The organism is Thiohalocapsa sp. ML1 (assembly GCF_001469165.1).
Lineage (GTDB): Bacteria > Pseudomonadota > Gammaproteobacteria > Chromatiales > Chromatiaceae > Thiohalocapsa.
The window spans coordinates 23,987-34,363 of record NZ_JABX01000054.1; the positions used below are offsets into that span (position 1 = coordinate 23,987).

Here is a 10,377-nt window from a genome sequence, read left to right on the forward strand (position 1 = left end):
GCGGCTACTGCGCGCTTGTCCATGGTCTTAGTACGGAGTACGGAGTGCGGGGTACGGAGTACGGAGTACGAAGTACGGGCGGTGCCGCACTGCGCCGCTCGGGCGCACCCGTACTCCGTACTTCGTACTCCGTAATTCCTAAACCCTGCCGCGTCCCGCGCCGCCGCAGTTCCGCCTCGATGCCGTTCAGCACGGCCCATTTCTTCGTGCACCAGTCGGGCGCGAGCAGGATGTCGCGGGTGGCCGTGCCGGTGACGCGGTGGAACGTCACCTCCGCCGGCGTGCGCTCGATGAGGTCGCAGGCGATGGCGACGTACTGCGCCATGGTCAGCGGCCTATAGCCGCCGGCGCGCCAGTCCTTTGCGAGCAGCGTGTGCCGCACCACGTGCAGTGGGTGCAGCTTGAGCCCGTCGGTGCCGAGATCCAGCACGCGACCGAGGCTCGCGAGCGCGGCCTCGCGCCCCTCGCCGGGCAGCCCGACAATGAGATGCGTGCACACCGGTAAGCCCCGCCGCCGCGCCGCGAGCACGGTGCGCCGGTACTCGCCGAAGCCATGGCCGCGGTTCACCCGTGCGAGCGTCGCGTCGAAGGCCGATTGCAGGCCGAGCTCAAGCCAGACCTCGTGGCCCGCGTCGCGCAGCTCGCACAGCAGGTCCAGCACCGCGTCCGGCACGCAGTCAGGGCGCGTGCCGACGGACAGCCCGATCACGTCCGGCTCCGCCAGCGCGGCGCGGTAGAGCCGGCCCAGGCGCTCCACGTCGCCGTAGGTGTTTGTGTACGCCTGGAAGTAGGCGAAGAAGCGCTCGGCGCCGGTGCGCTTCTTCACCACCCGCCGGCCCGCGTCGATCTGCGTGGCGACGTCCGGCAGCGCATCGGCATGCGGGCTGAAGGACACGTTGTTGCAGAACGAGCAGCCGCCGCGGCCCTTGCTCCCGTCGCGGTTCGGACAACTGAAGCCCGCGTGGATCGCGAGCTTGTGCACGCGCCGGCCGTAGCGGCGCAGCAGGTCTTGGCCGAAGGTGTTGACCAGGTCGGAGAGGGGCATCTGGCGTGGTTGGCGGCGTCGCGTGGTGCAGCGGAGCGGGCGCTTCCGTCCGAACCGCGCACGCTCTCACACCGACAACCGGGGAGCAATGATGCTGGTCAAGCCGTGGGGCGGGACGGAGTACGGAGTACGGAGTACGGAGTGCGGAGTACGGAGTACGGAGTACGGCGGCCCCCGCGCACTGCGCACTTCGCACTGCGCACTACGCACTTCGTTTGGATTCCAGCCTCGCCCGCGGCAGGCCGCTTGAGTATCCTCTCGGCTCTTCCAAACGCCGCGTCCCCGCCCATGCATTCCGTCATCGACCACCTCGACCTCGCCACCACGGCGCCTATTCAGATCATCGACATCACCAGCCAGGTCCGCGAGCGCGTGCGGGCCGCCGGGCTGCGGCACGGGCTGGTCACGCTGATCTCGCGCCATACCACGGCCCGCGTGAACCTGAACGAGCGCGAGGAGCGCCTGCAGCAGGACATGGTGACCTTCCTGAAGCGCCTGGTGCCGCGCGACGGCGACTACGGCCACAACATCGCCCCGGTGGATGATCGCGACAACGCCCACGCGCATCTGCTCGGGCTCTTCGTCAACGCCTCCGAGAGCATCCCCGTCGCCGACGGCGAGCTGCTGCTCGGCGAGTGGCAGTCGGTGTTCTTTGTGGAGCTCGACGGGCCGCGGCCGCAGCGCCAAGTCACCATCCAACTGCTGGGGAGCTTCGCGCCATGACCACCGACGACATCGCCGGCTTCTACGCCGAGCTGTCCCAGCTCGACGCCGACGCCCACCTGCTGCTCGACTATCGCATCGAATGCACCGGCGACCCGCGCACCGCCGCGGCGCATCTGGCCAGCGAGCAGTCCACGGCGCAGTGGCGCCGCGTCGGCGTGGATGAAGACTATCGGCCTCGGTTCGCCGCCAAGGTGGTGGACCTGGAGGTCGAAACGGTCCTGCACGGCACCAGCTCGCCGCTCGAACCGGCCGTGACCGAGCCCCTTAGCGTCTGCCGCGTGCGCATCGCCCATCCGCACGCCAACTTCGGCCCGCGGCTGCCCAATCTGCTGTCCGCCGTGCTCGGCGAGGGCGCCTTCTTTGCGCCGGGCATCCCGCTGGTGAAGCTGCTGGACATCGAGTTTCCGGACGCCTTTCTGGCGCACTTCGATGGGCCGCGCTTCGGGCTTACAGGCTTGCGCGATCTGTGGCAGATCCATGCGCGGCCGTTCTTCTTCGGCGTCATCAAACCGAACATCGGCCTGGCGCCCGAGCCCTTTGCAGCGCTGGGCCTCGCCGCCTGGCGCGGCGGGCTCGACATCGCGAAGGACGACGAGATGCTCGCGGACCCGGACTGGTCGCCCATCGCCGAGCGCTCGCGGCTGCTCGGCGCCGCCCGCCGGCAGGCGGAGCAGGAAACCGGCGTGCCCAAGGTCTATCTCGCCAACATCACCGATGAGGTCGACCGGCTCGCGGACCTGCACGACACCGTGGTCGGCAACGGGGCCAACGCCGTCATGGTCAACGCGCTGCCGGTGGGCCTCAGCGCCGTGCGCGCGCTGCGCAAGCATGCGACGGTGCCGCTGGTGGCCCACTTCCCGGTCATCGCCGCCATGAGCCGGTTGCCGAGCTTCGGCGTGCACACGCGCGTGCTGACCAAGCTGCAACGCTTGGCCGGCTTCGACGTCATCATCATGCCCGGCTTCGGTCCACGCATGATGACCGCCGAGGACGAGGTGCTGGAGTGCATCGCCGCCTGCACCGAGCCCATGGGTCCGATCAAGCCCGCGCTGCCCGTACCCGGCGGCAGCGACTCGGCGGCGACGCTGGAGCGCGTGCATGCCAAGGTCGGCAGCGCCGACTTCGGCTTCGTGCCCGGGCGCGGCGTGTTCAGCCATCCGCACGGTCCCACCGGCGGGGCGGCGAGCCTGCGCCAGGCGTGGGATGCCATCGCCGCGGGCGTGCCCGTGGCCGAGCATGCAGCGCAGCATGCGGAGCTGGCGGCGGCGCTGGCGGCGTTTGGCTGAGCAGGAGGCGGCGTTTGGCTGAGCAGGATCCCTGGCAATCAGTGGGCGTGGCTGTTACTTTTGGCTCCATACAAAACTGTAGAGACAGCCGCATGGGCACGCAGATCTCCGCGCATATCGCCGATGAAACCCGCCGTCAGATGGAAGCCTTCGTGCAGCGCCACGGCGTGACCAAGGCGCGCCTCATTGAAGACGCGCTCCAACACCACCTGCTCGCATTGCGCGAGATCCCGCAGGATCTCGTCATCCCCGGCCGTCTGGTCGTCACCGAGGCGTCCCTGGCAGACATCGCGGACGCGCTTGCGGCCGGCGCACCGCCCACGCCGGCCCTGCGCGAGCTGATGGCCGAGGATGCCTGACTTCGTCATCCGCGCCCTGGCGCGGGCTGACGAGCGGGGCGACTTTACCAGCGGCGACATCGACCTCGACCGATTCTTCCGGCGCTTCGCCGGGCAGAATCAGTTCCGCCATCACATCGGCACCAGCTACGTTGCCGTCGGCGACGGGCGCATCCTCGGCTTTGCAACCATCAGCGCCGGCGAGATCACCGGCGCGACGCTGAGCCAGTCGCTGCGCAAGCGCCTCCCCGACTACCCGCTCCCGATCCTGCGCATCGCGCGCCTCGCCGTGGACCACCGCGCGCAGCGGCGCGGCGTCGGCCGCGCGCTGCTGCGCTTCACGTTGCGGCTCGGGCTGGATCTGCGCGAGCGCTGCGGTTGCGTCGGCGTACTGGTGGACGCCAAGCCGGCGGCCGTGCCCTTTTGCGACCAGCTCGGCTTCATTCGGCTCACGGCCGTGCAGGGCCAGCTCGGCGATCGGCCGGAGCCGCAGCCGATGTTTCTGCCGATCCGGCTGGTCGAGGCGGGCGTGGGCGATTGACGGACAGCGACCTGCCGACGCAAGCAACCGGTCGACGGGTCATGCCGGCATCGGCGAGCACGGTGCCGGAGGCAGTCAGCACGCGCGGCAAGCGGCGCGGGGTCTCCGCCGGGTTGATGATCCGCTCGTCACGGCGCGGCACCCACGAGCCTCAGGCCCTGCTCGACGCGCGCCAGGATGGCCTGCAGCGTCGGCGCGGCTTCGATGGCCAGGTTCAGCAGGGCCGCGTTCTTCTCCGGCTCATCGGGATACTCGTGCGCAAACTGGTTGCGGATCGCGCGTAGCTCCGGCCAGTCCTCGGCCCGCTCCAAGTAGCCCAACTGCTCCAGACGGTTGAGCTTGTCCAGCATCGGCCGGCGCTCGTAGGGCTCTTGCAGATAGTCCAGTACGGCCGGCAGCAGGCGGCTGCCGATGGCGTCCTGAAGCTTGCCGAAGCGCAAGACGAACTGATCCAGGTCCTGCACCGCTTCGGCATCGAGCGACTGCAAGCCCGCCCCGGTCAGCGGCAAGCGGGGCGCCAAGGCGTCGAGCGCGTAACGCATGTAGTGCTCGTGCTGCCGGCACTCGCGCCAGGCCTGTTCAAGACGCAGCTTCGCGATGTCATCGGTCATAAGCGGATTCCGGTCTGCTCGGCGATGGCGAAGATCGGCGGGCGCACCCGCCGGCCCGGGTAGTCCACCAGCACATCGATGCGCTGCTCGCCGAGCGCCCGCTGCACCTGCACCTTGAAGGCGATTTCGGCGCGTGCGACGGCGTCCGGATCGGCGAGCGAGGTGTTGATCAGCAGATCGATGTCGCCACCGCGCTTGCTGTCGTCGGTGCGCGACCCGAACAGGCGCACCGCGGCATCGGCGCCGAAACAGGCCCGTGCGGCGTCTTTGATGACCAGACGCTGCTCGTCGCTCAAGCGCATGTGGCAAACCTATGGGGCGGGCTCGCTGCCGCTGGGTGGGACGTCGGAACTGCGGACAGCGCGCGACCGTTTCTGTTCGTTATCGTGCTCGTCATCCTGCGCAATCCGACGACGAGACCGACTACGACAACGACAACGAAAAACGCTTCGCCGGTTCGTTCAGACGACGCAAAGGACTCAAGCCTCCGCGCGCGCCGAGTTTCCCCGAGGCACCTGCGCAGACGCAAGCGCCTTGGCGCGCGGCGCCTCGGCAGCAGACGCGCAACGGCCGACGATAGCTGCGTTAGACTTTCGCCATTGCAACCAAGCCGGGTCAGTCCAGACCATGACCAACCTTTGCATCGACCTGCCGGACCAGCTCGCTGAGCAATTGACCACCCTCAGCGCCGAGACCGGCCGCAGCGCCGGGGACATGATCGCCGAGGCACTCAACGAGTACCTAGGCGATTTGGAGGATCTCGCCATCGCCGAGCGGCGGCGGGCGGAGTTTCTGGCCGAAGGCGGCGCCACGTACTCGCTGGATGATGTGGAGCGCGCGCTTGGCCTGGACGACTAGGTTCACCGACCGCGCGAAGAAGGACCTCGCGAAGCTCGACAAGCCCGTCGCTAAGCGCGTCACTGAGTACCTGCGGCGTCACGTCGACAACGCCGGCGACCCGCGGGCTGTCGGCGAGGCCCTGCACGGCGACCGGCTCGGCAATTTCTGGAAGTACCGCGTCGGCGACTACCGCATCATCGCGGAGATTCAGGACCGACAGGTGCGGGTTCTGCTCATCCGCGTCGGCCATCGGAGCCGGGTCTACCACCGCTGACGGCGGCGCCCTTCACCCTTAAGCTCCATCTGGTGACACCGCTCCAGCGGTGTCACCCGTCTGGCGGCGCTCCGCGCCGAGGCCGGCCGGGCCGTTGCCCCTCGTGCGGATGCGGCGCGGCGGTTTGGTGCTCGGGGCGCAGAGCGCCCGGAGCTGCGTGACACCGCTGGAGCGGTGCCACGAGAGAAGCACTAGGTTCACCGATTTCGCCAAGAAGGACCTGGCGAAGCTGGACAAGCCCCGGCACCACAACGAATCTGGTTCAGTCCAGTCCATGACCAACCTGTGCATCGACCTGCCGGACCAGCTGGCGGAACAATTGACCACACTCAGTGCCGAAACCGGCCGCAGCGCCGCGGACGTGATCGCCGAGGCACTCACCGAGTATTTGGGCGAGATCGGGGGGGATCTGGAAGACCTCGCCATCGCCGAGCAGCGGCGGGCGGAGGTGCTCGCCGGCCAGGAGCCGACGATCCCACTCGAAGCGGTCATGCAGCGGTATGGCCTGGAGGATTGACCTGACCCGAGCCGCCGATGGCGAGCTGGACAGACTCGACCAATAGACCGCGCGGCGCATCCTGCACCAGCGCCTCCGCCCGCTCCATGATCCGCGGACGTTGGTCGAGCCGCTGCACGGCGACAGACTCGGCTGCTTCTGGAAGTACCGCGTCGGCGACCCTGCCGGCCGTCAAGCTCAGCGCGCAGGCCTCAGGCGGCCCGCAACAGAATCAGCGAAGAAATCGCGCATCCAGTCGCGCGGCGAGTTGAATCGGTACGGGCCTTCCCGCGAGCCCGCGTGCCGATGATCGCCCTTGCCGCGCTCGTTGTCATAGCGCAAGACGCACCGGCCTTGGACCACATAAGCCAGCCTGTACTTCGATCTCGTGACACCGCGGGAGCGGTGTCACGAGGAAGGGGCACAGCCCGACTGGTTGTCCATCTGGTGACACCGCTCCAGCGGTGTCACCCGTCTGGCGGCGCTCCGCGCCGAGGCCGGCCGGGCCGTTGCCCCTCGTGCGGATGCGGCGCGGCGGTTTGCTGCTCGGGGCGCAGAGCGCCCGGAGCTGCGTGACACCGCTGGAGCGGTGTCACGAGAGACACATAATCCAGGCCTGGCGATCGGGATCGCTATCGGGATCGGGATCGGGATCGCTATCGGGACCGCTATCGAGATCGGAGAAACTCAAGCAGGTCCGCCGCGAGGGTCTGCTAGGAAACGGTCCCGATTCCAATCCCGAGCGGTGCCGCGATAGGCTGTGTGTAACGATGTGGGCGCAGCGCACGGACCTTCAGGCCGCCCGCAGCAGAAACTCCACCCGCACGGTGTCGTACGGAAACTCGACGCCCTCGCCAGCGACCCGCTCCAGGATGCCGGCCTGAGCCAGCGCATCGACATCGGCGCGAACGGTTCCCAAGTTGCGCCCCGTCCGTGCCGCGGCCTGTTCGACGGACACCGGCCCCGCACCCGCGACGGCCGTAAGCCAAGGCCCAGCGCTCCGCGGTCAACACCTCCCAGAGCAGCTCCGGCGTCGCGAAGGCGATGCGGGCCTCCTGCTCCGCGCCCTCGCCCTCCATCGTCGCGGCGGCATCGGCCAGGCTGTCTGCCAGGGAACGGACCTCGAGGACGACCGTGCTCATGGTTCCACCTGTTTAGATCAGCGAAGAAATCGCGCATCAAAGCGCGCGGCGAGTCGAATCGGTAGGGGCCTTCCTGCGAGCCGGCGTGGCGATGATCGCCCTTGCCGCGCTCGTTGTCATAGCGCAAGACGCACCGGCCTAGGACCACATAGGCCAGCCTGTACTTCGATCTCGTGACACCGCGGGAGCGGTGTCACGAGGAAGGGACACAGCCCGACTGGTTGTCCATCTGGTGACACCGCTCCAGCGGTGTCACCCGTCTGGCGGCGCTCCGCGCCGAGGCCGGCCGGGCCGTTGCCCCTCGTGCGGACGCGGCCCGGCGGTTTGGTGCTCGGGGCGCAGAGCGCCCGGAGCTGCGTGACACCGCTGGAGCGGTGTCACGAGAGATAGCCGAAAAAATCGCGGCTGCGCTTCGCGCAGCAAAAACAGCGACGCGGCTGTCGGAGAACAGGGAACAGAGAACAGAAGACAGAGGACAGAGAACAGAGATTCAGTGGTCAGCGGATGGGGGCCGCGCACACCACGCGGAAACCGACGTAGGGGTAGCGGAGGACCGGGAGGGAGTCGTCGCGGCCGTCGGCGCGCGCGCCGCGAGGGTCGTCGTCCCAACCGCCGCCGCGCACCACGCGCGACGCGGTGCCGCCCGGCTGTACACGCTTCGGCTTTTCATGCTCGTTCAGGCACCACTCCCAGACGTTGCCGCTCAGGTCGTCAACACCTGGCTGGTCCGCCATGTCACGCGCTCCCCCCTGCGGATAGAGGCCGACGGCGCTGGTGCGGTCGAGGTTGTGCGGGCCGACCCTGTCGTACTCCCAGGTCTCGTTGATGTTGGCGTGTCCGGGCAGGTAGTCATCGCCCCAGGGGTAGACGCGCCCCTTGGTGCCGCGGGCGGCACGCTCCCATTCCCATTCCGTCGGCAGGCGGACGATGCGCCCGTTCAGCTCGGCGCCGAGCCTGTGGGTCAGCCAGCGGCAGAAGGCCATGGCGTCGAACCAGCTCACCGTCTCGCGCGGGTGGTTGGCGATGGGCCAGCGGGCGGGCCGGTGGTCGCGGTCGGGGTCGCTCAGCCCCTGCCACCACCGCTCGTCGTCGTAGCCGTCCTCCGCGTCCAGAAAGGCCTGGAACTGGGCGTGGGTGATGGGGTAGCGGGCGATGGCGAAGGCGTCGCAGCGGCGGCGCTCCGGCTTGTCGCCGTAGAGAAACTCGCCTGCCGGCATGTCCACCCACGCGATGTCCGGCAGGCCGTCGGCCCGCAGCCCGACACCGGGCCGGTCGTCCAGCCCCAGCAGCCCGAGCGCCCGGCCGATGGCGGCGCGGGCCTCGGGGACGGGATCATGCTCGATGTCCGTCAGCCGCGGCAGCCACCGCTCGCGCAGCAACACCAGCGGGTCGTCCGGGCGGTCCGGCTGGCCGCTGGTCTGCGGCAGCGCGGCGCCGCTCTCCAGGATGCAGCGGGCAGCGACCTCCGGCTGGGCGTCCTTGAGCCAGTCCAGCACGGGCCAGCAGTCGTCGGAGTAGAGCCCCGCCAGCAGCACCGCGGTCTCCTCCCAGCCGCTGCGCTGCCACCAGCGCTCCGCGGGCCAGAGCTCGGCGGCGCCGGCCGCGATGCGCCCGCTCGCGCCGCGCAGTGCCCGGGCGGTGAAGTATTCCTGCAGCAGTTGGTGGCGGAAGCGGATCTCGGCATCGCCTTCCAACAGGGTGGCGTCCACGGCGGGCTTGAGCAGCGCCGCGTCGCCGAGCGCGTCCAGCGCATCCGCGCGCGACAGGGTCGTGGATGCGCCCGCGGCCGCGCTGTCCGGTGGCGGCTCTGCGTCGCCGCCGGCGCGCTGCATCGCCAGCGCGAGCCGCGGCAGCGCGTCCAAGAGCCGCGCCTCGCGGGCCGCCAGCGGCGCGGGATCGGCGCCCGCCGCCTCGGCACGATGTCGCTCGCGCTGCAACAGGTTGGCCACGAAGGCGCCAAACAACTCGCCGCGGTTGCGCGGCAGCCCGCCGTCGCTGTCGAGCCAGGTCACGTACAGCATGGTCAGCATGAACGGGTTGCGGGCGAGCCGCAGCAGGGAGCGCTTATCGGGCACGCAGCGGCGCCACAGGTCGTCCTCCGCACCGCTGGTCTTGGCGTAGGCGGCCTGGTCTTCCTGCGGGTCCGCGACGCCCCAGAAGGCGTCCTCGCTGCTGCCGGCGGCGAGCCAGGTGGCGAGCACGCCGGCCAGGCGCTCGTCGCCGGCGAGCTGCCAGAACAGCCGCTCGGCGCGGATGTGCCCCGGCAGGCCATGGCGCTCGGCATCGGCGAGCCAGTGCGAGAGCACGAAGCGCACGCGCTGGGGCGTTAGCGGCTCCAGCGTCAGGCTGTCCAGCGCCAGGCGGATGTCGCCGATGTAGTCGTCCTGCCGGCAGGCGACGACGCAGGGCGTCGCCACGGGCAGGGTGTCGAGGAAGGCGCGCACCGCCTGCGCCTTGGCGGCGCGCTGCTGAGCAGGCACCTCGTTCAGCCCATCGAGCAGCAGCAGCAGCCGACCCTGCCCGGCGAGGGCTGCCGCCGCAGCACCGACCACGGGCGCCTGCCGCGCCAGGTAGTTCTCCAGCGGCGTCTCGTCGGTCCAGAAGCCCAGGCTCACGAACAGTGGCAGCGGGCCGCCAGGGTCGTCCAGCGCCAGCGTCGCCTTGTCCACCGCGAGCCGGCGCAGGGTGGTGCTCTTGCCGGCGCCGGGGTCGCCGAGCAGCGCCGCGCGCTTGACGCGCTCGAAGGCGATGCGGATGTCCGGGTAGGGGGTCGCGGGCTCCGGCGCGCACTCGCCGTCGCGCGCGACAGCGCGCTCGCGCCGACGATGCAGCAGCAGCGCCATGTCCATGTCGCCGCGCCAGGGCTCCAGCAGCGGCGCGATGCGCGCCCGCGGGTTGGCCTCGGCCAAGGCGCCGAGCGGCGAGTAGCAGCGGGCGCGCGCTTCCTCGCGTTGGATCAGGTCGGCGAGGTAGGCGAGCTCTTGGTCGCGGCTCGGGAGCGCTTGCGCTGGCCTATCTGCTTCCTGCGCAACGGTGCCGTCGGCGCGCACGTGGATGTTGAACGTGCTGCCGCCAAAG

Annotated in this window: 12 protein-coding genes and 2 pseudogenes; 7 read left to right on the forward strand and 7 right to left on the reverse strand. The window is 69.8% G+C overall.

What is annotated here, in order from left to right; all coding sequences use genetic code 11:
* Positions 1–4: 4 nt before the first annotated feature.
* A complete protein-coding gene (locus ML01_RS23390) occupies positions 5–1,045 on the reverse strand; it encodes a TIGR01212 family radical SAM protein (RefSeq protein WP_082674587.1) in 1,041 nt (346 codons plus the stop codon).
* A gap of 288 nt (positions 1,046–1,333) precedes the next feature.
* Between ML01_RS23390 and ML01_RS23395 the strand changes: the two genes are divergently transcribed.
* The 4 genes from ML01_RS23395 (at position 1,334) to ML01_RS23410 (ending at position 3,936) form a co-directional block, all read left to right on the forward strand.
* Positions 1,334–1,768 (forward strand): secondary thiamine-phosphate synthase enzyme YjbQ, encoded by a 435-nt coding sequence (locus ML01_RS23395; protein ID WP_058557806.1) that lies wholly within the window; start codon positions 1,334–1,336, stop codon positions 1,766–1,768.
* Entirely contained in the window at positions 1,765–3,057 is a 1,293-nt protein-coding gene (locus ML01_RS23400; protein WP_058557807.1) for a RuBisCO large subunit C-terminal-like domain-containing protein, read from the forward strand. The genes ML01_RS23395 and ML01_RS23400 overlap by 4 nt, the downstream gene beginning before the upstream one ends.
* 92 nt (positions 3,058–3,149) lie before the next feature.
* Positions 3,150–3,416, forward strand: coding sequence for a hypothetical protein (locus ML01_RS23405; RefSeq protein ID WP_058557808.1), 267 nt, complete (start codon positions 3,150–3,152; stop codon positions 3,414–3,416).
* Positions 3,409–3,936, forward strand: coding sequence for a GNAT family N-acetyltransferase (locus tag ML01_RS23410; RefSeq protein ID WP_058557809.1), 528 nt, complete (start codon positions 3,409–3,411; stop codon positions 3,934–3,936). Before ML01_RS23405 ends, ML01_RS23410 begins: the two co-directional genes overlap by 8 nt.
* A 128-nt stretch (positions 3,937–4,064) precedes the next feature.
* Here the strand turns inward: ML01_RS23410 and ML01_RS23415 are convergent, their stop codons facing one another.
* Together ML01_RS23415 and ML01_RS23420 are read right to left on the reverse strand one after the other, a co-directional pair.
* Positions 4,065–4,547, reverse strand: coding sequence for a hypothetical protein (locus tag ML01_RS23415; protein ID WP_173865212.1), 483 nt, complete (start codon positions 4,545–4,547; stop codon positions 4,065–4,067).
* Positions 4,544–4,849 carry a hypothetical protein gene (locus tag ML01_RS23420; protein ID WP_058557810.1) on the reverse strand — a complete coding sequence of 102 codons (306 nt, stop codon included), beginning with the start codon at positions 4,847–4,849 and terminating at the stop codon, positions 4,544–4,546. The genes ML01_RS23415 and ML01_RS23420 overlap by 4 nt, the downstream gene beginning before the upstream one ends.
* A 325-nt stretch (positions 4,850–5,174) precedes the next feature.
* On the opposite strand from ML01_RS23420, the gene ML01_RS29775 reads away from it, so the two are divergent.
* The 3 genes from ML01_RS29775 (at position 5,175) to ML01_RS23435 (ending at position 6,178) form a co-directional block, all read left to right on the forward strand.
* Entirely contained in the window at positions 5,175–5,405 is a 231-nt protein-coding gene (locus tag ML01_RS29775) for a ribbon-helix-helix protein, CopG family (RefSeq protein ID WP_058557811.1), read from the forward strand.
* Positions 5,389–5,661: a type II toxin-antitoxin system RelE/ParE family toxin gene (locus tag ML01_RS23430; protein ID WP_216819258.1), complete on the forward strand. Its 273-nt coding sequence runs from the start codon at positions 5,389–5,391 to the stop codon at positions 5,659–5,661. Before ML01_RS29775 ends, ML01_RS23430 begins: the two co-directional genes overlap by 17 nt.
* A gap of 274 nt (positions 5,662–5,935) precedes the next feature.
* Positions 5,936–6,178, forward strand: a complete 243-nt coding sequence (locus ML01_RS23435; RefSeq protein WP_216819259.1) for a ribbon-helix-helix protein, CopG family — start codon at positions 5,936–5,938, stop codon at positions 6,176–6,178.
* Positions 6,179–6,355: 177 nt separating this feature from the next.
* Here the strand turns inward: ML01_RS23435 and ML01_RS30830 are convergent.
* The 4 genes and pseudogenes from ML01_RS30830 to ML01_RS23445 form a co-directional block, all read right to left on the reverse strand.
* Positions 6,356–6,538 (reverse strand): annotated as a pseudogene (locus ML01_RS30830) (DUF6516 family protein); the annotation flags it as partial.
* A 412-nt stretch (positions 6,539–6,950) separates the two neighbouring features.
* Positions 6,951–7,076, reverse strand: a complete 126-nt coding sequence (locus ML01_RS31120; RefSeq protein ID WP_256363667.1) for a hypothetical protein — start codon at positions 7,074–7,076, stop codon at positions 6,951–6,953.
* A 248-nt stretch (positions 7,077–7,324) separates the two neighbouring features.
* Positions 7,325–7,462, reverse strand: a pseudogene (locus ML01_RS31125) (DUF6516 family protein); the annotation flags it as partial.
* 334 nt (positions 7,463–7,796) lie between these two features.
* A partial coding sequence (locus ML01_RS23445; RefSeq protein ID WP_156427941.1) for an SUMF1/EgtB/PvdO family nonheme iron enzyme occupies positions 7,797–10,377 on the reverse strand: 2,581 nt, incomplete at its 5' end.

Coding starts and splice junctions, on each gene's coding strand:
- ML01_RS23405 (WP_058557808.1), top strand. CDS start 3,150: ATGGGCACGCAGATCTCCGCGCATATCGCCGATGAAACCCGCCGTCAG.
- ML01_RS23410 (WP_058557809.1), top strand. CDS start 3,409: ATGCCTGACTTCGTCATCCGCGCCCTGGCGCGGGCTGACGAGCGGGGC.
- ML01_RS23415 (WP_173865212.1), bottom strand. CDS start 4,547: ATGACCGATGACATCGCGAAGCTGCGTCTTGAACAGGCCTGGCGCGAG.
- ML01_RS23400 (WP_058557807.1), top strand. CDS start 1,765: ATGACCACCGACGACATCGCCGGCTTCTACGCCGAGCTGTCCCAGCTC.
- ML01_RS29775 (WP_058557811.1), top strand. CDS start 5,175: ATGACCAACCTTTGCATCGACCTGCCGGACCAGCTCGCTGAGCAATTG.
- ML01_RS23395 (WP_058557806.1), top strand. CDS start 1,334: ATGCATTCCGTCATCGACCACCTCGACCTCGCCACCACGGCGCCTATT.
- ML01_RS23390 (WP_082674587.1), bottom strand. CDS start 1,045: ATGCCCCTCTCCGACCTGGTCAACACCTTCGGCCAAGACCTGCTGCGC.
- ML01_RS23420 (WP_058557810.1), bottom strand. CDS start 4,849: ATGCGCTTGAGCGACGAGCAGCGTCTGGTCATCAAAGACGCCGCACGG.
- ML01_RS23435 (WP_216819259.1), top strand. CDS start 5,936: ATGACCAACCTGTGCATCGACCTGCCGGACCAGCTGGCGGAACAATTG.